This is a genomic window from Mesorhizobium sp. CNPSo 4671, from assembly GCF_057784245.1.
Genome location: NZ_JBWLUW010000028.1, coordinates 21,373 through 41,738 on the forward strand (window position 1 = coordinate 21,373; position 20,366 = coordinate 41,738).

Below are 20,366 nucleotides of genomic sequence, written 5' to 3' on the forward strand. Positions count from 1 at the left end.
GCAAGAATTTGTGCCGTCTTATCTGTTTTTTGGAATCCCATTCGTCGCCAACGCGTAGAAATAAGGCCAAACAGGTAAAATCGTTCGATGGGTTCCCATTTCCACCGGACGGTGTTCCTCCCTGAAGGCTTTAACCTTCTTTGGCCGGGCCGTATCCGAGCCCGGCCATTCTTTCTTCCGGGCTTGCTTGTTAGCGCGGGCGCAAACGCGTTTTCCTGGTGTCAATCCTTCGCGACCCGGGCGGTTGGCACTCGCCGCCTCTGCGCTTTTCCAAGGCTATGCAGGGGAGGTGTCGTGGGACTGATGCTGCTGGCGGGCGCCAAAGGCTGACGCGTGACAGCAAGGATCGCAGGGTGATCGGATCGGTTTGCGCTTGCAGGGCGCATCATGTGAGGCTATATTGTGCCTCACATGAAATGGAGAGTGGAATGCTTGCGTTCGGAAATGTAGCCGACGTGTTGGGTCTGCCTGCTAAGGAGGTGGCGGCGCGGTCGCCATTCGGACTGATCTCCCGCATCGAGAGCGGACTTCCCATTGGGGTGGTCGAGCGCGTCGCCCATCTCGTTGCCCCGGGAGATGCTCATTTCAAATACCGGCTGATCCCCAAAGCAACCTACGAGCGGCGCAAGACGGCACATCGCCTGTCGTCGGATGAGGGCACACGACTGGCCCGTGTGGCGCGCGTCTGGGGGCTTGCTGTCGATGTCTGGCAGAACGAAGAGGAGGCACGCGATTTCCTGTTTAGGCCGCATCCGATGATTGAGGACAAGCGACCGATCGATATCGTTATCCTCAGCGAGTTCGGCGCCGAAATGGTGGTCGATATCCTCGCAAGTCTGAAGTACGGCAGTGCTGCGTGACGGCGCAGACTCTCGATCGCACGCTATCGTCCTTTCGCATCGGCGATCCGGCCGGCACCTACCCGATCTTCGACGCAACCGGCTCGACAATCGCGCCAGGGCGATGGAACACGCCCGGAAGTCCTATCATATACACCAGCGAGCATTATTCGACGGCCCTGTTGGAAAAGCTGGTGCATGGCAGTGGCCGACTGCCGCCCAACCAACACTACATCGAAATCACAATTCCGCGCGGACTGAGCTACGAGGTTTTTTCGCAGCCGTCGCTGCCCGGCTGGGACACGATGCCGGCGACGGTAAGCAAGGGATTTGGCGAAACCTGGTGTTTTGAGCGGCGCAGTGTCATCCTGCTGGTGCCGAGCGTCGTGGCGCGTCTCGATAGCAATGTGCTGATCAATCCGGCGCATCCGGATTTTTCAAGGATCCAGACGAGTCTCCATCAGCCTGTCTACTGGGACCGGCGGCTGTTTGGCGCGTAAGGGGAGGGGCTTTCTGTCCTCCCCTGCTACTCCAGAGCAATCGCATATGGCTCAAAGCGTATTGCCGTTTCATGCGTGGTACCGATCTGTTCGCTTCCGTCAGTGCAGGCCGAACTCGCGCAGCAACTCTTCACGGTAGCGCACGAAGCGGCTTTCGCTGCGCTCGCGCGGACGAGGCAGGTCGATATCGATCAGCCGTGCCGTGCCGCCCTTCTCCCTGGGCAGGATCAGCACCCTGTCGGCGAGATAGATCGCCTCCTCGAGGTCATGGGTGACCATGACCATAGTGACGTTCTCCTCGCTCCAGATGCGCGCCAGTTCCTCCTGCATGGAGATCTTTGTCATGGCGTCGAGCGCACCTAGGGGTTCGTCGAGCAGCAGGATTTCGGGCTGCACTGTCAACGCCCGCGCGATGCCGACGCGTTGCGCCATGCCGCCGGAGAGCTGCCGCGGATACGCGTCGCTGAACTCGGCAAGGCCAACCAGCGCGATGTAGAAGCGCGCCCGCTCCTCGGCTTGCGCTTTCGCCACGCCGCGCACCTCGAGGCCGAAGGCGACGTTGCCGAGCACTGTCAACCAGGGCAGCAGCCTCGGCTCCTGGAAGATCACCGCCCGTTCCTCGCCGACGCCATCGACCTTTCTGCCGTCGATCGCCACCGTGCCGTTGTTGGCGCTTTCCAGTCCGGCAAGAATGCGCAGCAGTGTGGTCTTGCCGGAGCCGCTGGCGCCGACGATGACCAGGCATTCGCCGGAGCGGATGTCGAGGTTGAGCGATCGCAGCACGGCAAGCTTCCGCCCGGCAATGCTGAAGGACTTCGACAGGTCGCGGACCGTGACCTCGCCGCCGCGTGACGTAGCCATGCCGCCGGCCTCCGTGCTCAGTTGATCTTGGTTTCGCCGGGACGGTAGAGAATGTCGGTTGCCTTGATCTTGCCCTTCGGCACGCGACCGTCGCGCTCCAGGATGCTCACCCAGAAGTCGATGTCGCGATCCGTCACGGCGGCCTTCTCGCGCAGACCGAAGCCGGTCCAGTAGCGCGCCAGGTCGCCGTTCTCGCCGCGCCTGTTGAGGATGTCGGCAAGCAGCTTGCGCGTTTGGTCGGGGTTCTGCCTGGACCAGTCGGATGCGCGCGCCGACTGCTCGACGAAGTTGCGCGCGGCATCCGGGTTGTGGGCGATGAAGTCGCGCCGCAGCACGACGAAACCGCCGGCGATCTCACCCAGCACATCGGTGTCGTTGAAGACGCCGCGCACGCCGCCATTGGCGACCAGTTGGCCGGCAAAAGTCGCCTGCCAATAGCCGAGACCGGCCATGTCGACCTGATTGGAGCGCAAGGTCTGCTCGAGCTGCGGTCCCGGCACCACCACCAGCTTTGCCGCATCCGGCGGCAGGCCGACGCTGTGCAGCGCCTCGCGCACCGTATAGTCGAGATGAGCGCCCAGCGTGTTGACCGAGATCGTCTTGCCGGCAATGTCTGCGATCGATTTGATCGGGCTGTCCTCAAGCACGTAGAAGACGCTTTTCACATCCTTGTTGATGCCGTTGCTCGGATAAGCGGCGACGAAGTCGTTGCCGCCGGCAATCGAGTTGATCACCGCCGGCGTTGCGGCCGAACCGAGGTCGACGCTGCCGGAAGCGAGCGCAAACAGTGACTCAGGGCCACCGCCGACATAACCGACATTTTCGAGCTCGATGCCGAGGCCTTTGAAATAGCCGAGCTCATAGGCAAGCTCGTGCGGCGAGATGCCGCCGCGGCTGGCGAGATAACGGATTTTGACGGATGCAGCTTGCGAACGCGCTATCGATGGCAGGCCGGCGGCGAAGAGGCCGGCGGCAATCGGTACGCGCAGAAGAAGCGAACGGCGTGTGATGCTCATGATCAGGGCCTTCCTTTAGACAACGATGTTGGGGTGGCGGCTCAGGCGGCTGGGTTGCTCCAGCGGCAAAGCCTCCGCTGCAGGCTGACCAGCGCCTGGTTGGCGATCAGGCCAAGTGCGGCCAGGATGACGATCGCTGCAAACATCAGCGGGATCTGGAAATTGTACTGCGCATTCATCACCTGGAAGCCGATGCCCTTGTTGGCGCCGATCATCTCGGAGGCGATCAGGAGCAGCAGCGCGGTGGTGGCCCCTAACCTCAGGCCGACGAAAATCGAGGGCACCGCACCCGGCAGCACGACGCGGTGGAAAATCGTGAGCCGCCGGGCGCCATAGGCGCGCGCCATCTCGAGCAGCTTCGGGTCGACCTCCTTCACGCCGCTGATCGTGTTGAGCAGCAGCGGAAACAGCGTTGCCCAGAAGATGACGAACACTTTCGAGGCTTCGCCCAGTCCCAGCAGCAGGATGAACACCGGATACAGCGCCAGCGCTGAGGTCTGGCGGAACAGCTGCAGGATAGGGTCGAGCGCGGTCTCCACCGCGCGCGTCTGGCCCATGACCAGGCCGAGCGGGATGGCGACGATGACCGCCGCGCTGAAGGCAAGGCCGGCGCGCTGCAGGCTGATGGCGATGTCGCCGAGCAGGCTGCCGCCGGCAAGGCCTTTCCAGAGCGCGACGACGATCGCATCGACCGGCGGCAGCACGGCTGCGTTGACCCAGCCGCTGCTCGCCGCGACCTGCCAGAGCGCCAGGAAGCCCAGCAGCACGCCATAACGCGACAGGATGCGCGCCGAAGTCCGCGCCAGGAGACGCAGCGTCTCCGTGCCGAAATTGCTGCCACCCTCGTGCCGGCCGATGCCGGACGTCCTTTCGATATGCTGTAAGGTCATCGTCGTGCCTCCGGCCTCAGGATATCATTCGGCGGCAAGCACGGTCGAACGTGCTGCCGTCCAGGGATTCTGCGGTCGCCTGAGACCGAGATTCTCGCGCAGCGTCCGGCCTTCATAGGCGGTGCGGAACAGGCCGCGCCGCTGCAACTCCGGGATGACCAGATCGACGAAATCGTCGAGCGCGCCGGGCAGCCATGGCGGCAGGATGTTGAAGCCGTCGGCGGACCCGTTGCTGAACCACTCTTCCAGTTGGTCGGCGACCTGAACGGCGCTGCCGATCACCGTGTAATGGCCGCGCGCGGTCGCCACCCATTGATAGAGCTCGCGGATGGTGAAGTTATGCTCGTCCGCGATCTGGCGGATCAGCGCCTGACGGCTCTTCATGCCCTCGGTTTCCTTGCTCGGCGGCAGCGGCCCGTCGAGCGGATAGCCTCTTATGTCGAGCGTCTGACCGGCGAGCGCGTTGAGCAGAGCGACACCGTCCTCGGGCAGGATCAAATCGTTGAGCTCTTGGTATTTGGCGCGGGCCTCTTCCTCGGTGCGACCGACGAAGGGCGCAACGCCCGGCATGATCAGCACCTGTTCGGGATCGCGGCCGGCCTGCGCCACACGCGCCTTGATGTCGCGATAGAATTCCTGCGCCGAGGCCAGGTTCTGATGCGCGGTGAAGATCACCTCGGCCGAGGCCGCCGCGAGCCCACGCCCATCCTCGGACTGTCCTGCCTGCACCACCACCGGATGACCTTGCACGGGGCGCGGCACGTTGAGCGGACCCTTGACGCTGAAATGCTCGCCCTTGTGGTCGATGTCGTGCAGCTTATCCTTGTCGTAGAAGCGGCCCGTCTTCTTATCGCGAATGAAGGCGTCGTCTTCCCAGCTGTCCCACAGCGCCTTGACCGTCTCGACATGTTCATGCGCTCGGGCATAGCGGTCGGCATGGTTGGGCTGGACGTCGCGGTTGAAGTTCTTGGCGGTCTCGTCGCCGGCCGAGGTCACGACGTTCCAGCCGGCGCGGCCATTCGACAACAGATCGAGCGAGGCGAATTTGCGCGCCAGCGTGTAGGGCTCCTCATAGGTGGTGGAGGCGGTGGCGATGAAGCCGAGATGCTTGGTGAGCGGCGCCAGCGCCGCAAACAGGGTCACCGGCTCGAAGCCCGCGATCTTGCCGTTGCCGGCTTCGCGGGCGCCGAGACCTACGGTCAGATTGTCGGCAAGGAAATAAGCATCGAACAGCCCACGCTCGGCGGTCCGCGCAAGTTGCTTGTGGAACTCGAAATTGGTGGCGCCATCGGCCGGCGCATCGGGATGGCGCCAGGCGGCGATATGCTGTCCGCCACCGGGCAGGAAGGCGCCGAGCTTGATCTGTCTGGGCATTATCAAATTCCCTCTTGTCGCATCAGTTGAAGAGACGTCCCCTGGTGTTCAGGCCGCCTTGATCCTCGCCGGCTTGGCTGCCTTGGTGCGCGAGACGCTGCGCCGCCCGTCAACCGCGACCGGCACGTCACCGTCGACAGTGGCGCGGTGGACGACCCGGTGGTGATCGCCGTAGTCGTTGACGGCGTAGTGCTGCGTGGCGCGGTTGTCCCAGATCGCCACATCACCCTGCTGCCAACGCCAGCGAACGGTGTTTTCCGGTGCGGTAACGTAGGATTGGAACAATTCGTAGACCCGGTGGAAGTCGCTTCTGGACAGGCCGACGAACCGCTGCACGAAATTGCCGAGCAGGAGGGTGCGCTCACCGGTCTCCGGATGAACCCGCACAACCGGGTGTTCGGTCTCGTAGATCGTCGAAGTGAACACCTCGTCGAAGTGTTTTGTTTCCGCCTCTGTCGCCCGCGGTCGCACCGCCGCGTAGTCGTAGGCGTTGCTGTGGACCGCCCAAAGATCGTCGGCGAGGCGCTTGAGCGTTGGCGGCAAACTCTCATAGGCGGCCGCGGTATTCGACCAGATCGTGTCGCCGCCGGCCGGCGGAATGACCACGCCGCGCAGGACCGAGAATTTTGGATAGGCGTCGACGAACGTAACGTCGGTGTGCCACTGATCGGCGCGCCCTCCACCGCGGCTTGAATCGAGTTCGAGGATCGAGGCCGTTCCCACGATTGGCCCTTGCGTCGGATGCGCTACCAAATCGCCGAGCCGTTGGGCGAAACGCTCCTGCTCGGCATCGTCCAGGTGTCCCTGGTCGCGGAAGAACACGACCTTGTGGCGCAGCAGAAGCCCGTTGATCGCCACCACGACAGCATGGGGCAGATCACCGGATAGACGCACGTTGCGGATCTCTGCGCCGACGCGTGATGTGAGTGGAGCAACATCGGCTTCCGGAATGGTTGCACCAATGAAAGCAGGCTTGGTCATGGCTAGTCTCCAGGCGGATTGAGTTTTGTGGCTGCGGCTGACGATTTCTCGAAGATCCAGACAGGGCTGGAGAAGGCGCTTCAGCCGAGATTTGCGTTTGAAACCCGGTTCGAAGCGCGCCATTGGCCGCGGGCGATAGCGATGTCCGCCTGAGGAAGGTCTGAATGTGCAACCAACTGGTCTCGAGTTCTTGACGCCAGATACGGCGCGAATTGCCCGATCGCTCGATCGAGCCGATCGAGCCGATCGGCGAGTGTCGGAGAGACGGAGGTCTGGTCGAGGAAGTCGCGTTCTGAAGCATAGATGCCTGTCGCCAGCGTTCGCGCCTCGAAGAACCCGAAGAGCGGCCGCAGCTGATGCTCGACAATCAACGCGTGTCGGTCTCCGCCGCCGGTCGCGGCCAGAAGTACCGGCTTGCCTAGGAAAGCGGTGGGCTCCAACAGGTCGATGAAATGCTTGAACAGGCCAGCGTAGCTGCCTTTGTAGACCGGGCTTGCGACGATCAGTGCTTCGGCCTGCAGGAGATGGTCAACAAGTCTCCGTGCCTTCGTGTCCAGATCAGAAAGGCGGGACGCGGCGCCCAGCGAAGGCAGGAACTGGCCAATCTCGATGACCTCGAAGCTCCTGTCGTATTGTTGCGCCGTTCGCCTCACGATCTCTTCGACCAAAGCGCGGGTTCGGGAAGGAGAACTGAAGCTGCCGGAAAATCCGACGATTGCGGGTCTGGTCATTCGGTCCTGTCCCTCTCCTTGAAAATGCGGCCGCAGCAGCGACAACGAGGGCAGGATAACTTTGTATATAAAATCTATAGAGAAAGAGAATTGCGTATTTGTGTCCGCTTGTAAAATTCCCTTCCTCCACTTTGGCGATGTGAGTCCTCATTGAGCGACTGAGCGAAGGCGCCCTTCGCCAGAACAAGTGGTGCCAATTTGTGATCAAAGTTGATGGCAAGCTGGTTCGCCGAGAGGTTCAGGTGTCTTCGCCGAGTGTTTCGCGCAGCAGAAGATCCAAGGGTAAGGTCTCGGGCGTCGGATCGTTCTCCCACAGTTCCGCGAAATCCCGATCGTCGGGCGGTCTGTGAATGAGGACCTGGCGCTCAGGGTTGGCTTCGCGAACGCGCTCGGCCGCGCTGAGGCCGGGCTTGTCCGGATCGGCGAAGACGACGATCCGCTGTACGCATTCGGGCAGCTGAAGAAACGGCAAACGTGGTGCTCCCAGTGAGCACCAGACGGGCAGGCCGTATCGCAGCATTACAGCATGGCCGGTCTCATAGCCTTCGGCAATACCAAGGACGGCGGCCGCTGGGGCGAGCCGCAAGGCAAAGCCCCGGCTCGGGCCGATGATGCGGCGCGGCTCGTCCAGCCTTGCCTTTTCTGGCCGTGTCGGGTGCAAGAGAGTGAGCTGCACCGAACAGATTGAACGGTCTGGGGCCTGCAGAGCAGCCACCAGCGCGGGAAAGCGATTCTTCCCCAACCGATAATCCGGCAGATAGCGCAACGTTGGCAATGTCGCCGGCAGACGGCGAGAGGCAAGATAAGCTTCGGCGTGCGTGCCGGCGAGCGCAATCGCTCTCGACCACAGCGCGAGCGCGTCCGTCGCCGTGGTTTTGGGCGCCGCCGGACGAACACGACGCAGAGGCTCGGCCGCGCGCTTCGACAAATCCAGGTCCGCAATGGCGGTCTCAATGTCGACGGGATCGCAGCCCGCAAAGCAGTAGAGCATAAGACGATAATCCCCGTCACGAACAGAGAGGGAGGGATGGCGGTCGCCTTTCCCCTGCCCGTGACTTGGTACTGGGCAACGGCACAAGTAGCTCCCGCGCGCCGGGTACCCTCCTAAAGCGCTATATACCTGCGCAGCGCTTGGCCACGACACCTTTGTCATGGACCTGATAATGCCGCCAACCCGCTTTCGGATCAATAGAATGACTTAATAGCGAGATGAACATTGCCGGTGAAATAGCCGCGGCGGTTCAAGGGCCAGGACTTAGCCGTCCTGACGGCAGGATCGCCTCGGGCAGGTAGCCCAAGCCCTGCATCGCTGAGAGCGCCATCACTCGAGATTTGCGATCAGGAGCCGTTGCATGAGGTAGTTAAGAGAACCATTTGCGCGTGAACCGCATGGTGGTGTCTGCGCAGGAACGCCTTGTGACTGCGCGCGGGCGCGGAACCCTTTAGACGATCGGCACATTTGTGGCGTTCCTGGCCGGCTCGGTCGGGGCCTTTTGGGAATTCGGGACGCTGCGTTGCGAAACCCTCGAATCATTTGGGACTACCGTATCTAGAGCTCGCAGACCTGACGGACCGGCAGGATCGTCTGTGTGCGTGTTGGGCAGATCCTGGCACGCAGAGCCTGTTAGAGTTTGAAGCGGCCAAGACGCTGATCGTTGACGCGGTACTGCCAGGCCAGTTTCGAATCCTTGGGGTTGACGCCGGACGTTGACCAGGCGGAGCGCTCAACCTCTGCAGCGTCTTGCAAAGGAAGATCGTCATCACAGCGCGGCGATTGTGACGACGGCCGAAGACGAAAATGTCCGATACTGCGGCTTACCAATTCGATGACACAGACGGCGGCGAGGGACAGGATCAAGAAAGCAGTGGAAAAGCTGAGCATGCGAAGGCCGGCTTCCTGATCGGGCAGGGCGAAGAAAGCGAGCACGCCGCCGGAGAAAATTGCGAACGCCAACCTCATGAACATGACGGAGAGTCTCCTATTTTCGATGTTGATCATTATAATATCACAGATTGACCGTCATTATAATGATCATGGAGATAGGATGGCCCCCGTTGGATCAAGCGCTTTTCGCAATCGCCAAATCCAGCGGCGCCGAGGTCTCGCGTCTGGTCGACCTGAACCGGGCCTTTCGAGGGATTTTGGCAACGATTGCAGGGCTCCCTACCGCAAGGGCAGAGATCAGGGTTGTCCCTCCAGATGAGGTGGCACATGACAAATTGATAGTGTAGGGATTCCCGGACATCCAAGCTGGATTCATTTAATTATTTGCTTTCAAAAAGGCATGCGGATTGTCAAATGCCGTCGTGCATCTCGAACGATTTAGCGGGTCAAAAGCCGCGCACCGTCACTTTCCGACGGGGAGAATGCCGAGACACTTTAATAGGGCAATGAGCTATCGTTTGGGCTACAAGCCCTGAGCACTAGACATTCTGCAAAAAATGGCCGTCATATTCCGACCGATAGCAAGGGGGGCAGCTGTGCCGATATTTAAAAACAAGACAGAAGACAGCGATGGTTGGCTTTCGATCCTGCTGGCGCTGCGACTTCGGCAAATCGAGAACGAGTACCCGGACTATGCGAGTTTTGCCGACGCTACGGGGCTATCGCGCGGCACTCTCTACCAGTTGCGGACGGGGAAGGGGAACCCGACATTCGTCACCCTGGAGCGGCTGGCGCGGCACCTGAAGGTTCCGGTGTGGACGCTCATTGGTCGGACTGGTGACGACGACAGCGTGAAGCGGGACATCGAGACGTTCGGCTTCAGCTTCACCGAGATTGCGCGGCATATTGAGGCCACGCGGGCTGTGAAGCGCTCGATGACGGATTTCAGTGGTGTTCCTTCTTTGAAAGAGGCAGCCAACCCCGCTGGGGCAACCTCTGAGAAGAAGCGGCTGCCTCCGGCCAAAAAGGGACGCAGGGCAAACCAGTAGATACAAGTAAAGTAGGAGACGCTAAACAACGAGCGTAGATTCATTTGCTACGATTGGCAGGAAATCTATTTTATATTTCTTTGACTCGCGCCAAGAAATCCGCCAGCGTCGATGCAATGGCCTTATTTTGCTGAAGGGTTCACGATGCGAGCGAATATCTGGCAAGTCACAGGAGACGATGCGCTTTATAAAGAAGCGGCCGCGTTCGTCGATTGCCACCCGAAACCATGGGTGGAAGAGGTTTCGGATTTTCTACGGCAGAAAGGCAAGCCCGAGACGATCACGTTGGTGATCGGACAGTTCATTGTGGCGGCTCTGTTCGAAGGACGACACGCGGATCTGCTGTACTGGTCGCTGGTTGCCGCCGAAGTGAACTGCGTTGAGATGGAGCAATGGCCTGATGATGTGCGCCAGGAGCTGGCAAGCCATCTGAAACGGGGGGTTGGAAAGCTCTCGTCGCGAAATCTCTCGCATTGAAGGCCGCGGGCCGGCGGCGTGGCCCTCAATAGGCGGGGTTACACCTGACCAGGGGCAACGTTGATGTCGCTGCCGGCGGGACCGGGAGCGGATGAAGCGAGTTTTGTGTCACCGCCATTGGGCGTCGGAAAGTCGCCTGGTCCCATTTGGCAGACCGCTTGCGCGCCGCATCCCTGAGGAATGGATTGGCCAGCCGAATTGAGGGCGGCATAGCGGCGGTTTACGTCGTTCGTCCAGTTACGGCGCTGGCTTTCAGTGCTTCCGTTGTAGCGATCGGCGAGGCAGCGAATACTTGACGTGCCGCCGCAGGATTTGACGGCATCGCGAAGCGTCATTACGCCGCCTTCAATGTTTTCGGACAAGATACCCCGATCCATTCCGTAGGTCCGGCCGGTCGCCCCCGTAAGCTGCATCGGCCCAAGAACGCCACTGAAAGAGCCGGCACATGCTGACATCGCGCCTTCGTGAGCCGATACGGCAAGAGCGAGCTTGGGATCAACGCCATACTTGTTGGCGGCGTCTACAATCATATTGGCGATGTTCGGGCTGCGCTCGATCATCTCCTGTGTGGACGGATAGCTCGGCAGACCCGCTCCGTTCGTACAAAGCGAACGCAATGTTGTTTTGTCATGGAGGTCGCAAGAACTTGCATCCTGATCGAAGGAATTCGCTTGCGCGACAGGCGCTTGTCCAACGACCAGGAGCGCGGAGAGGAGTAACGGGAAGGGACGCAGCATCTTACTTCCCCGGGCAGAAATTATAGATGGCGCCATTGATGGAGAGCGCGTCGCTGGATGGGCGCGTAATCTTCATCGGCGTGATAACCGGGGAGCTGCTGCCACGTTCGGTACATGAGGCTTGGAACGCATCGTCTGCATGACGGGTGCCTGCTATCTTGCAGGTACTCGGGCCGACGGTGATTGCGGAGCCGTCGAACTCCGCAAGTTCGAGAGCGCCGACGCCTTGGTCGAGATCGGCACATGTGTGCGTGGAAACTACATATGATCCCTGCGGAGCCTTCAGCGGATCAAGCGCTTGCGCGATCGCCGGCGAGATCAAGACGGCTAGAGTCGCGAAGATTGTCGGGCTGGCCATGCCAAATCTCCCCAACATCATCCCGCCGTGACCGCCGGCGGGAGCCGCGGTCAATGCCGCGCATCGCGCGTTGTGAAAGAAGCCTTGATCCGCTGGCGATGGCCCGTGGCACGCTGGTGTACCGAATAAGGTCAGGTTTTCCACGTCGATCATGGTTGCGCTCCTTCCGAATATCGAGGTTGCCGGAATCAAACCAGGCATCGCGGCTTCCCCTAGGGTTGCGGGATAGGGACCCGGAATTGGCATTCCGGGGCGATTTCACCTTGGAATACGATGCCGGCGCGAATGCTTTTGGCCTGAACGTCATACGCACCCATTGCACCATTCCGAGCGAGGTCAGGGCGGACGCTATTCGGTTGCGCGCCATATTCGATGAAACAGCCGGAGCCAGCGTCAGCGACCGTGGATCGGCCGTTCTGATAAATCGCCAAGCGCATGGGACACCGTTTCAGCGTGGCTTTGCCGACCGGATCGGTGCGAATGGGCGAGCAGCCGGTGAGCGTGTGCAGGACCGAGAGGACGACGGTTTTGGTCGGGCTGCGAACGACGATGTGACTCTCGGAAGCTGGCGCATTGGCGACCGCAAAGCGCATATCGCCTTTAGCCACATAGGCGTCGTTGTTTTTCTTCAGTCGATCCGCCCATAGGGAGGCGTAGGGCACGGCTTCCGAATTCGGGAGCTCGAGATCGGCGTACGCGACGGCGCGCCAGGCGTTCGGATCATGCGTGAGCGACTGAGCCGAAGCGTGGGGCGCTAATGTAAGGGCAGTCGCGACTGCGACAAATGTCAGGCCGTCCATGCATTCCTTTCCTCGCTCTCATGCCCTATGATTAAATCAATGTCGTAGTGATTGTCGAGCGTGATATTTGAATGAAACAAGAAGCCCGCCTATTCGGGCTGGATGAATTGCGAGGCCTGGCGATTGGGCTGGTGGTGCTTTCGCATGTCGGGCCGGTCTTCGGAGAAGGCGGGACGGTCGCCGCTTTGCTGCTTGCGCCAGCGTGGAGCGTCGGGGTCGACTTGTTATTTGTGATTTCCGGCTTGGTGGTGGAACGCTCATTGCGAAGCCTTCGCCTCGAGCGCGGAGCGCTCGATGCGGCCTCCGCCTTCTATATCAGGCGTGCCATGCGGATCGTGCCGCTGGCCTGGTGCGTCGGCGCCATTCTCTCGATCGGGTTAATCATCCCGGGAAGCGGCGTTGAGCCTGCAGACGCGAAGGCGGCATTCGCCTTCATTTCGAATGCGCATTGGGCGCCCTGTTTCGGGGGCGCCACAGGATGCGGTAACGCCTTTGCGTTTGGGCCATTCTGGTCGGTCGCCGCCGAGATGCAATTTTATCTACTGGCTCCGCTCTTGGTGTTCTTGCTACCGCGGCGGGCGCTCGTCGCGCTGGCCGGGCTCGTTCTCGTGGCCGGGGCGTTCACGCCGCGGCCATGGGGCGGGACGCTCTGGACGTTCCGCATCGATGCAATCGCGGTCGGGCTGGCGAGCGGCGCCATCATCGGGACGAGCGCATGGCCACGGCTAGCGGAACACCTTCGGGAGATCGGCAACATGGAAGCGGCGTTCTGGATGACGGTCGGGGCCTTCATGCTGGCGATCTTGCCGCCGGCGACACATGGCGTGGCGACTGCCGCACTGGCGCTGATGTGCGGATGGGTCGTGACAAGGGCGACCTTGCGGAATGGTTCTGTGAACTGGCCAAGGCGGATTCTGCGGCACTTGGGAGACATCTCTTATGCTCTCTATCTGATCCATCTACCGGTGCTGGGGCTGTTCAAATGGTCCCTTGGCCAATTCCTGGGCGCTCCGGCGACGGCAACGCTCTCGATCGCGATTGCGATCGGGCTGTCTCATGTGCTGACAGCGGCGATCGGAGATCCGCTCCGCCAGCTCGGCCGCCAATGGTCAAATCGAACAGTCGGGGAGTTGTCGCCGTGACGGAAAAAAATCGTCAGTGGTCGCTTTGTGGTGGAGATGTCGATCAAATTCCGCGAGGAGCGAGGGCGCTGGCGGAGCAGCTATTGACCGAGACCGATGGCGATGCCGTGGCAGCGCTCGTGGCGGCCTGCTGCGTCATTGGAGCCATGCGCTCGGCGGTATCGAGGGGTATGGTGCGCAACGGATCGCCGTCAGGAGTCGATATCGCTCAAGTGCTGGACATTTTCGTACGAAGCGAGCCCCCAGCAGAAGAGCAGAACCTAACCGATAGGACCGTGAAGTAGCTACGATGTTGGGAGGCTGGGCAGCCCGCCGCTTGATCCCCGAAATGCCGAATGCGCGATACCCTGAGAGTTGGGCGACCGTCAGCAATGCCGAGCACTGACACTGATTTCACTACGTAAAGGGATTGAGCGAAAGCCTTGCGAAAACGTCGCTCGCCGGGCTTGTGCCTAAAAGAAAAATTACGGGAGCACGGTTTTTCGGCTGGAGGTGAGCGATGCGGCCTCCGTGGCGCCTTGCCATTGGTTTGGCCGTCGGCTTCTGTGCGCATCTGGCCAGCCGACACGCGTCAGTGTGACGGCCGCTGCTCAATAGCGGTTGCCGAACCAGCCCTTGCTCTTGGGTGGCGAGGGTTCCTGATCAGCCCACGGTACGGACGTGTAGGAGGGCCTCGGGTCTTGGACGCGCCAAGCCTTCTGCCAGTAGTAGAAGTTGAGAGGTACTCGGGCGAGCACGCGACGATCGGCAGACAGGAGGTCGGAAGCGCAGACGACGACGGGGCCGTCGTAGTGTTGCACGCGGCCGGTATAGCCGTTGAGCGCTCCGGGCCGGCACGCAAAGACACGAACGCCTGCGGCGATCGTGTGCGGGGCTTCCGCAGGGACGGAGATCGTCTGGATGCCTTCCTTGGTAACGAGCGTGCGCACAGGCACGGAGCTCCAATGCGAGCGGCGCAAGGCGCTATTCGCCTGAGCTTCGGTGGGGTAGCCGGTTCGCTGGGTAATGACCGGTGGGAAGCGGCCCAAATCGGGCGCATATTCTTGCCGGCTGCGACTGACCCGATCGGGCTTCCAATAGGAGTCCGTAACCGAAACGGGGCCGGCCGAATGTGAAGCATCCGGCACTCGCCCGGCGCAACCGGCGAGCAGGGCCGCGGATGCGACGAGGTGGAGGATGTGACGACAAGAACGCATATCTGGATCGGGGGTCATTGCAGGCGAGGATTTCCGGTGGAGCGGGCCATGCCATGGCGACAACGCCATAAGGCCACGTCTGCTTTCCCAGCGTCGCGGTCTGGCCCAGGTCGCAGCCGACGATGCCGCCGTAGGTGCACGACGCAAAGTTGATTACTGGTTCCCATGAATCGCCCTCTCCAGAGTCATTGAGTCAATAAACTATCTTGCAAATCGCTGTGCAAGTGCCTCTGACATCATACGATGTGGGAGGGGAGGGTGCTCGTATCCGGACCGGTGCCCGATGGGCCAGGGAGGGGCCTCAGTGTCGAGTTGACGCTGGGCGGTCCTGACTTGCTGGATTTCGGCAAGGCTGGACCATGGGGCAATCGCAAGCTGAAAGCGCGCTATGCCGCAGCGGCATCCGACTGGACGAACTCAGCGGCTTCGGGGGTAGCCTTGCCTGGTACCGCTGCGAGCTTCTCGAAGCCGCTGTTCGAGCGCCCTATAGAGGGTTGCTCGATGCACCTTCAGGAGCCGTGCAACCTCGATGACGGGCTTGTCCTGGGCGAAGAGCTGGCGGGCGTGTGTGATCTGCTCGGCCGATAGGGCAGGGGAAGGACCGAACCGCACACCATGCGCCCTGGTCGCGATCCGGCCGGCGCTGGTGCGCTCCACGACATCGCCTGGACGCAAATGATCGAGGAGCTTCGCCAGCTCGGGCCGATCACGCTTTGCCGGAAACCTTTTCCTCAAACAGGCGAATGCAGCCGGCCGCGCCAAGCGCCGCGCGCTGCTGGTCGAGGTCCTGGCCCTGGGCCGAGACCCGGGCATAGCCAATCATCATGGTGGGGGTTTCCTGTCGCAAAGACAATTACCACTTACGACAAAGACATGCGACACCCTGACTCTCAGGGGACATGTTAGGGCGAGATAACGCCAGACGCGTCATTATCCAGTTGGCTGGAACCGTGGTCTACGCGGCATCCGACGAGCGACATTGCATAGAAATTTTGGTGCACTACCATCGACGCTGACATCCCCGGTGAGCCGCAATCGCTAAAGTTGCCGAATGAACGCCGGGGTGGGAAAATGACAGGCGTTCGGGCTATCTTGTCTGTCATTTTACTATGGGCTATATCGTCAGGGCAAAAAGGGCCGAGCGACAGGCAGGTTGTGCGCACGCATCGATTTATGAAGCGAAATGGAAAGGGCGAAGTGGACAACCCGCTTCGCGTCAACATACGACGGTCCTCGAGGCCGAACGCCGACAAAGGCGGCTTCGTCTCCAGGACATGGCGCAGTTGTTTCATACGTCGCCTGGTAAGGGTCTCGCCTACCGGACGTATATCAAAACTGCTCAGCGTAGGAACAATGTCACCTTGCGTACCTTAGACATGATGGCCCGTTCGCTTCGGATCTCGATTGCCACGTTGTTGACAGCTAAAACCGATATCGAGCCCTGGATTCATGAGCTTGGAGACCAATCAATCCGGAGGCGTCTTGGCACCATTATCAACAGCGAGCGCGAGCGCCGGAATCTTCTGTGCTATCAGATGGCAAAGTTGATCGGCGTCTCGGAGATGACGTTAGCGAAGTTGGAACGCGGCGCTGGAAATATCAGTGTCAATACAATTGCTGGCATCGCGAAGTCGCTATGTCTGGATCCCACGACATTTCTGTTCCAAGATCAGATTGCTTGCGACCCCTCTCCTCAAACGTAACGTGGCACGGCCAACCCTTACTTTCCTCGTCATTGACCTATCGGCCGAGAATAGCAATGGGCTGAGCGAGCCATAAGCCACGTCTTGAGGGCGACCGCGGCATGCCCAACCAAGACCACGCCGCCAAAGCGCCGGTCCTGTTATTCAAGGTCTTAGCTCCTGACCAAACGGCTTCGCGGCAATGCCAGGATGTCATCTATCACCACAGGTTCCAGATCAGATTGCCTTGAGCTTCGTCGCATCTGACGTGGGCGCAGACAGGCGAGTTGTTCGGGAGTTTCCACGCCTTCGGCTGTTGCCTCAATTCGAAGCTCATGCGCTAGCTCAATCAATGATCTTACAATCGCGGCGCAGTCGGCATCGGTCAGCAGATCCTGGACAAAAGATCGGTCGATCTTAAGCCGCGAAAGAGGCAGTTTACGAAGGTAGGTTGTGCTTGCCCCTCTGGCGAAAGCGCGAGCCGGATCCGAGTGTTGGAGTGATGGAGGCAAGCAGCCGATCGACACCGGATCTGACCCTGTTGGCAAGCGAGGACCACCTGGCGACTGATCAGGCTTATGCCTTTGGCAGCAAGGGGCGAGCACCAGATACGTTAGAAGTGGCCCGGAGGGTGAGGGCACTCCGAGTGCGCAATTTGCTAGCGGGTTCGCCCGATCGGCCGATCGGCTGAACAGGCGGATGTACGAGCTGCCGCATTGACTTCCGCGCCTTTCAGGAGCCGGCGATATCCGATTTTTTTCTGCATGGCGCAAAGGCTACGCGGCGACGGCGCCGCTCCCATTCGAACCCGTGGGGGTTGGACTGCCATGTTACAGCCCCAGCCGCCTCTTCAGTTCCGCGTTCTCCGCGCGCAGACGTTCAGCAAGCAGGTTCTTCAACCGCTTGTTTTCTTCCTCCAGCGCCAGAAGATCTTTGAGATCGTCACTCGCTGGCGCGGCCTCCGCGGTCACCGCGGCCCTCTTCTTCCATTGATAATAGGTCTGCTCCGTTGTGCCGGCCTGCTTAACGGCGCTCTTTAGAGTGGCGCCGCCACCAAGCAACTTTTCGATTTGACTGAGCTTTTTGACGCGCTCCTCTTCGGAGTACATTTTGCGGCCGAGCCGTACTGATCCGACCCCCTTACTGGCCTCGGATGAGGCGCCGTTCTTAGGAGCAGGTGATTTCAAATCCGTCTTTGTGTTTCGCGGCGGGCGGCTCTTCTTCTTCGTCTCTGGAGCCTCGATGTTCGCAGCGCCTTTCGTGGCGGCGTTTAACGATTCAGTATGCTCGGTCTCTGCCATGTGATGCTCCACTTTTTCCTGGTCCAAACGTTCAGCATTAAAGGTCACGATATTGGAATCAACAAACTTACGGTTTGACATGTCCATCTCCTCGAGTTGCCGTGTCGTCTCGGCGAAAGCGGCTGAGAGATCCATGTCGCCCCAAATGGAATTGTCGCGTTTTTGATAGCCGCGCCTTTGCTTGACTTCCACGATAAACGGTCGGGTTTGCCGCGTCATAACTTCTTCCTTGATTACATGCCAATTGAACAAGGAAACCACTACTGAAGAGAGCAGCACTGTAGAACGCGTGCCAGTCCTCGGTGCAGAGCTTCCCTGAGTGAAGGAGCGATCTTTGCTGGAAACGTTCGATCAGGCTTTGGGCTTCTGCTTGCCAGATTTCTGAACCGACGATCCTTTTGCAGCCTGCTGGGGTGGTTTTCGCCCTAAGCCCGCCTTTTTCGCCAAAGACGAGCGAGTTGCCGCGTAGTTCGGTGCAACCATAGGGTAATCGGAAGGCAGGCTCCATCTCGCACGATAGTCGGCAGGTGTCATGCCATAGCTCGTAGCCAGGTGACGCTTGAGAGACTTGAACTTTTTGCCGTCTTCCAACGAAATGATGAAATCCGGCGTCACAGATTTTCTGATCGGAACCGCCGGCCTCAGCGGCTCTGCCTCTGGTTGGGACTGGGCACCAAACGGCAACGAGTTCAACGATCGGTATACCCGGTCGATCACAGAGGCAAGTTCTCCCATTGGAACCGGGTTGTTGGATACGTATGCCGAAACAATTTCGGCGGTTAGTTCAATAAACGCGTTGCTCGTTTCACCCTCGGCCAACGTTTTTCCTCTTAGTCAGACAAATCGCACAAAAGCGCAGAATAGAGTAGTCACGCGATGTCTGCAATCGCGCCCCATTTGCGTGGCGCGCCCATCAGCAGTTTCGCTACCGTTTACTCTCCGGGTGTCCAACCTCGGCGACTTGGCCATCGCCTCCGTCTACGGCCTTGAGACGGCGGCCTTTCTTACCGTCAGGCCGGTTTATGAGGAACCGCGCAAGCCATTCTATGTGACCACCTATTCGCCTGACTGGGTGAAACGCTACGTCGAGAAGGTTTTTTCGACATCGATCCCGTGCTTCGCCATGGGCTGCGTGCTGTGACATTGGTTGCTTGGAAGGAGATCGACCTATCGGACAAGGCCGTGCGCACGTTCTTTGGTGAAGCGAGGGAACATGGTGTCGGAGCATGGCATCACGTTCCCGGTTAGGGGTGCCGACGGCGACCGCGGCCTTTGAGGTGGCAGGCATCGAGTTCATTGCGCAAAATGGCGGCGGCCCGGGCGTTCGGCTTGCGCAGCCCGATGGCGGCGCGCGACCATCGGCGCGCAATGGTTAACTGTGGTCACCGCGGAACCGCCAAGCGCGGTCATGCGACACTCCTGAAGACGGCTACGAAAGAAGTCGAACAGGATGTCCTTGCGCAGACAGAAGTTTAACCGCCTTGCGGTCGAAGGAGACGAATGTCTCCCCGCCCAGCCAGTCGCCGTCGAAGGCAATCACGCCGTCCGCAAAATCACCGCCGGCCTCAAGCACTGCAAGCCCTGCCTCGACAGCTGGCCGGTTGACGACGACATTCGCGGTGTTCGACAAGGCCCTGATTGCCGCCACTATATCTAAGCGTGCGGTTTGATATTGTCGGGCCAAAACCCATGCGAACTCGCACAAGGCCTGAAGGCTAACGGCCACGATGTCTGCCTTCGCCAGGAGATCGACGGCTGCTTCCGCTTGTTGTTCATCGTCGGCGACATAGGCACGCAGCAGAACGTTGGTGTCGGCCGTGACTTTCATTCCTTGCTCGATCCAGCTGCAGTGCCCGCTTCCGCAATAGCCTCGTTGATCTCTTCAATGCTCAACACGCGGCCATTCGTCTTGCCCTTGAGAAAACCGGAGAGCTCCCTGAATGATCCCTTCGCCCGCGCCGCCTTCAATTCCGCCCGGCCGTCGGGGAGCAGATCAAGTTCGATCTTCTCGCCCGGTCTGATTCCCAGATGCTGCAGAACGTCCTTGCGAAAGGTCACCTGTCCCCGTGCCGTCACCGTCAATGTCGTCATCTTACAGCTCCAATTCATCGACACGATTAGATAATGCAAATTTGCATTATCATCAATAGCAGAGTCCCGCGTTGTCGGGCAGTTGCTCCAAACATAAGCTTAACCCTTGTCGGGCCTATATCCCCGCTTGCGGGTCGCCGACAACCGGCGCAATGGACACGACGAAAGGGCGGCTTTGCTTGCCGCCCTTTCGAAATTGTCGAGATGCGTGGAGCTTTAAAAGCCCATCCCACCACCCATGCCACCCATGCCGCCGCCAGGCATGCCGCCCGGCATACCGCCGGCAGATTCCTTCTTCGGGGCTTCGGCGATCATGGCTTCGGTGGTGACGAGCAGGCCGGCGACCGAGGCCGCGTCCTGGAGAGCGGTGCGCACGACCTTGACCGGGTCGACGATGCCCATGGCGATCATGTCGCCATACTCGCCGGTCTGGGCGTTGTAACCGAAGGTCGCGCC

At 60.3% G+C, this 20,366-nt stretch carries 29 protein-coding genes; 10 read left to right on the forward strand and 19 right to left on the reverse strand.

Annotated features, from left to right (window positions below; genetic code table 11):
• Nucleotides 1-428 precede the first annotated feature (428 nt).
• Together AC04SF_RS35720 and AC04SF_RS35725 are read left to right on the forward strand one after the other, a co-directional pair.
• Nucleotides 429-860: an antitoxin Xre-like helix-turn-helix domain-containing protein gene (locus tag AC04SF_RS35720; RefSeq protein WP_488481611.1), complete on the forward strand. Its 432-nt coding sequence runs from the start codon at nucleotides 429-431 to the stop codon at nucleotides 858-860.
• A complete protein-coding gene (locus AC04SF_RS35725) occupies nucleotides 857-1,339 on the forward strand; it encodes an RES family NAD+ phosphorylase (RefSeq protein ID WP_488481612.1) in 483 nt (160 codons plus the stop codon). The genes AC04SF_RS35720 and AC04SF_RS35725 overlap by 4 nt, the downstream gene beginning before the upstream one ends.
• Before the next feature lie 99 nt (nucleotides 1,340-1,438).
• Here AC04SF_RS35725 and AC04SF_RS35730 read toward each other — a convergent pair whose 3' ends face one another.
• The 8 genes from AC04SF_RS35730 to AC04SF_RS35765 form a co-directional block, all read right to left on the reverse strand.
• Complete coding sequence (locus AC04SF_RS35730; RefSeq protein WP_488481613.1) at nucleotides 1,439-2,200, reverse strand: ABC transporter ATP-binding protein; 762 nt, start codon at nucleotides 2,198-2,200, stop codon at nucleotides 1,439-1,441.
• A 17-nt stretch (nucleotides 2,201-2,217) separates the two neighbouring features.
• Nucleotides 2,218-3,216, reverse strand: a complete 999-nt coding sequence (locus AC04SF_RS35735; protein ID WP_488481614.1) for an ABC transporter substrate-binding protein — start codon at nucleotides 3,214-3,216, stop codon at nucleotides 2,218-2,220.
• A gap of 41 nt (nucleotides 3,217-3,257) precedes the next feature.
• Nucleotides 3,258-4,106 carry an ABC transporter permease gene (locus AC04SF_RS35740; protein WP_488481615.1) on the reverse strand — a complete coding sequence of 283 codons (849 nt, stop codon included), beginning with the start codon at nucleotides 4,104-4,106 and terminating at the stop codon, nucleotides 3,258-3,260.
• 24 nt (nucleotides 4,107-4,130) lie between these two features.
• Nucleotides 4,131-5,480 (reverse strand): LLM class flavin-dependent oxidoreductase, encoded by a 1,350-nt coding sequence (locus AC04SF_RS35745; RefSeq protein ID WP_488481616.1) that lies wholly within the window; start codon nucleotides 5,478-5,480, stop codon nucleotides 4,131-4,133.
• A gap of 48 nt (nucleotides 5,481-5,528) precedes the next feature.
• A complete protein-coding gene (locus AC04SF_RS35750; RefSeq protein ID WP_488481639.1) occupies nucleotides 5,529-6,461 on the reverse strand; it encodes a TauD/TfdA dioxygenase family protein in 933 nt (310 codons plus the stop codon).
• Between the two features lie 80 nt (nucleotides 6,462-6,541).
• The gene (gene msuE / locus AC04SF_RS35755; RefSeq protein WP_488481617.1) at nucleotides 6,542-7,192 is read right to left on the reverse strand and encodes an FMN reductase; all 651 of its coding nucleotides are present in this window, start codon (nucleotides 7,190-7,192) and stop codon (nucleotides 6,542-6,544) included.
• Between the two features lie 238 nt (nucleotides 7,193-7,430).
• Nucleotides 7,431-8,183 carry a DUF7146 domain-containing protein gene (locus tag AC04SF_RS35760; protein WP_488481618.1) on the reverse strand — a complete coding sequence of 251 codons (753 nt, stop codon included), beginning with the start codon at nucleotides 8,181-8,183 and terminating at the stop codon, nucleotides 7,431-7,433.
• Between the two features lie 633 nt (nucleotides 8,184-8,816).
• Nucleotides 8,817-9,191: a hypothetical protein gene (locus AC04SF_RS35765; RefSeq protein ID WP_488481619.1), complete on the reverse strand. Its 375-nt coding sequence runs from the start codon at nucleotides 9,189-9,191 to the stop codon at nucleotides 8,817-8,819.
• Nucleotides 9,192-9,673: 482 nt separating this feature from the next.
• On the opposite strand from AC04SF_RS35765, the gene AC04SF_RS35770 reads away from it, so the two are divergent.
• Both AC04SF_RS35770 and AC04SF_RS35775 read left to right on the forward strand, forming a co-directional pair.
• Nucleotides 9,674-10,126 (forward strand): helix-turn-helix domain-containing protein, encoded by a 453-nt coding sequence (locus AC04SF_RS35770; protein WP_488481620.1) that lies wholly within the window; start codon nucleotides 9,674-9,676, stop codon nucleotides 10,124-10,126.
• 111 nt (nucleotides 10,127-10,237) lie between these two features.
• Complete coding sequence (locus AC04SF_RS35775) at nucleotides 10,238-10,603, forward strand: hypothetical protein (RefSeq protein ID WP_488481621.1); 366 nt, start codon at nucleotides 10,238-10,240, stop codon at nucleotides 10,601-10,603.
• A gap of 38 nt (nucleotides 10,604-10,641) precedes the next feature.
• On the opposite strand, the gene AC04SF_RS35780 is transcribed toward AC04SF_RS35775, so the two are convergent.
• From AC04SF_RS35780 to AC04SF_RS35790, 3 genes are read right to left on the reverse strand one after another with little or no spacing between them, the layout of a single operon-like run.
• Entirely contained in the window at nucleotides 10,642-11,340 is a 699-nt protein-coding gene (locus AC04SF_RS35780; RefSeq protein ID WP_488481622.1) for a transglycosylase SLT domain-containing protein, read from the reverse strand.
• Between the two features lies 1 nt (nucleotide 11,341).
• Nucleotides 11,342-11,851: a hypothetical protein gene (locus AC04SF_RS35785; protein ID WP_488481623.1), complete on the reverse strand. Its 510-nt coding sequence runs from the start codon at nucleotides 11,849-11,851 to the stop codon at nucleotides 11,342-11,344.
• 59 nt (nucleotides 11,852-11,910) lie between these two features.
• Nucleotides 11,911-12,498: a hypothetical protein gene (locus AC04SF_RS35790; RefSeq protein ID WP_488481624.1), complete on the reverse strand. Its 588-nt coding sequence runs from the start codon at nucleotides 12,496-12,498 to the stop codon at nucleotides 11,911-11,913.
• A gap of 71 nt (nucleotides 12,499-12,569) precedes the next feature.
• On the opposite strand from AC04SF_RS35790, the gene AC04SF_RS35795 reads away from it, so the two are divergent.
• Both AC04SF_RS35795 and AC04SF_RS35800 read left to right on the forward strand, forming a co-directional pair.
• Complete coding sequence (locus AC04SF_RS35795) at nucleotides 12,570-13,640, forward strand: acyltransferase family protein (protein ID WP_488481625.1); 1,071 nt, start codon at nucleotides 12,570-12,572, stop codon at nucleotides 13,638-13,640.
• Nucleotides 13,637-13,924: a hypothetical protein gene (locus AC04SF_RS35800; protein ID WP_488481626.1), complete on the forward strand. Its 288-nt coding sequence runs from the start codon at nucleotides 13,637-13,639 to the stop codon at nucleotides 13,922-13,924. The genes AC04SF_RS35795 and AC04SF_RS35800 overlap by 4 nt, the downstream gene beginning before the upstream one ends.
• A gap of 306 nt (nucleotides 13,925-14,230) precedes the next feature.
• On the opposite strand, the gene AC04SF_RS35805 is transcribed toward AC04SF_RS35800, so the two are convergent.
• Nucleotides 14,231-14,767 carry a hypothetical protein gene (locus tag AC04SF_RS35805; RefSeq protein ID WP_488481627.1) on the reverse strand — a complete coding sequence of 179 codons (537 nt, stop codon included), beginning with the start codon at nucleotides 14,765-14,767 and terminating at the stop codon, nucleotides 14,231-14,233.
• A 402-nt stretch (nucleotides 14,768-15,169) separates the two neighbouring features.
• Between AC04SF_RS35805 and AC04SF_RS35810 the strand changes: the two genes are divergently transcribed.
• Nucleotides 15,170-15,424: a hypothetical protein gene (locus AC04SF_RS35810; RefSeq protein WP_488481628.1), complete on the forward strand. Its 255-nt coding sequence runs from the start codon at nucleotides 15,170-15,172 to the stop codon at nucleotides 15,422-15,424.
• Between the two features lie 118 nt (nucleotides 15,425-15,542).
• Here the strand turns inward: AC04SF_RS35810 and AC04SF_RS35815 are convergent, their stop codons facing one another.
• Complete coding sequence (locus tag AC04SF_RS35815) at nucleotides 15,543-15,662, reverse strand: recombinase family protein (RefSeq protein ID WP_488481629.1); 120 nt, start codon at nucleotides 15,660-15,662, stop codon at nucleotides 15,543-15,545.
• Nucleotides 15,663-15,945: 283 nt separating this feature from the next.
• On the opposite strand from AC04SF_RS35815, the gene AC04SF_RS35820 reads away from it, so the two are divergent.
• Nucleotides 15,946-16,539 (forward strand): helix-turn-helix domain-containing protein, encoded by a 594-nt coding sequence (locus tag AC04SF_RS35820; RefSeq protein ID WP_488481630.1) that lies wholly within the window; start codon nucleotides 15,946-15,948, stop codon nucleotides 16,537-16,539.
• 152 nt (nucleotides 16,540-16,691) lie between these two features.
• On the opposite strand, the gene AC04SF_RS35825 is transcribed toward AC04SF_RS35820, so the two are convergent.
• From AC04SF_RS35825 to AC04SF_RS35835, 3 genes are all read right to left on the reverse strand, one after another.
• Nucleotides 16,692-17,159: an EAL domain-containing protein gene (locus tag AC04SF_RS35825; protein WP_488481631.1), complete on the reverse strand. Its 468-nt coding sequence runs from the start codon at nucleotides 17,157-17,159 to the stop codon at nucleotides 16,692-16,694.
• Nucleotides 17,160-17,348: 189 nt separating this feature from the next.
• Nucleotides 17,349-18,038, reverse strand: a complete 690-nt coding sequence (locus tag AC04SF_RS35830) for a transposase (protein WP_488481632.1) — start codon at nucleotides 18,036-18,038, stop codon at nucleotides 17,349-17,351.
• A gap of 132 nt (nucleotides 18,039-18,170) precedes the next feature.
• Nucleotides 18,171-18,638 (reverse strand): Ros/MucR family transcriptional regulator, encoded by a 468-nt coding sequence (locus tag AC04SF_RS35835; RefSeq protein WP_488481633.1) that lies wholly within the window; start codon nucleotides 18,636-18,638, stop codon nucleotides 18,171-18,173.
• Nucleotides 18,639-18,780: 142 nt separating this feature from the next.
• On the opposite strand from AC04SF_RS35835, the gene AC04SF_RS35840 reads away from it, so the two are divergent.
• Together AC04SF_RS35840 and AC04SF_RS35845 are read left to right on the forward strand one after the other, a co-directional pair.
• Nucleotides 18,781-18,960 carry a hypothetical protein gene (locus AC04SF_RS35840; RefSeq protein WP_488481634.1) on the forward strand — a complete coding sequence of 60 codons (180 nt, stop codon included), beginning with the start codon at nucleotides 18,781-18,783 and terminating at the stop codon, nucleotides 18,958-18,960.
• The gene (locus tag AC04SF_RS35845; protein ID WP_488481635.1) at nucleotides 18,957-19,067 is read left to right on the forward strand and encodes a hypothetical protein; all 111 of its coding nucleotides are present in this window, start codon (nucleotides 18,957-18,959) and stop codon (nucleotides 19,065-19,067) included. The genes AC04SF_RS35840 and AC04SF_RS35845 overlap by 4 nt, the downstream gene beginning before the upstream one ends.
• A 181-nt stretch (nucleotides 19,068-19,248) precedes the next feature.
• Here AC04SF_RS35845 and AC04SF_RS35850 read toward each other — a convergent pair whose 3' ends face one another.
• The 3 genes from AC04SF_RS35850 to AC04SF_RS35860 all read right to left on the reverse strand — a co-directional run.
• A complete protein-coding gene (locus AC04SF_RS35850) occupies nucleotides 19,249-19,647 on the reverse strand; it encodes a type II toxin-antitoxin system VapC family toxin (protein ID WP_488481636.1) in 399 nt (132 codons plus the stop codon).
• Complete coding sequence (locus AC04SF_RS35855) at nucleotides 19,644-19,910, reverse strand: AbrB/MazE/SpoVT family DNA-binding domain-containing protein (RefSeq protein ID WP_488481637.1); 267 nt, start codon at nucleotides 19,908-19,910, stop codon at nucleotides 19,644-19,646. Before AC04SF_RS35855 ends, AC04SF_RS35850 begins: the two co-directional genes overlap by 4 nt.
• Nucleotides 19,911-20,126: 216 nt before the next feature.
• On the reverse strand, nucleotides 20,127-20,366 hold a 240-nt coding region (locus tag AC04SF_RS35860; RefSeq protein ID WP_488481638.1), incomplete at its 5' end, for a TCP-1/cpn60 chaperonin family protein.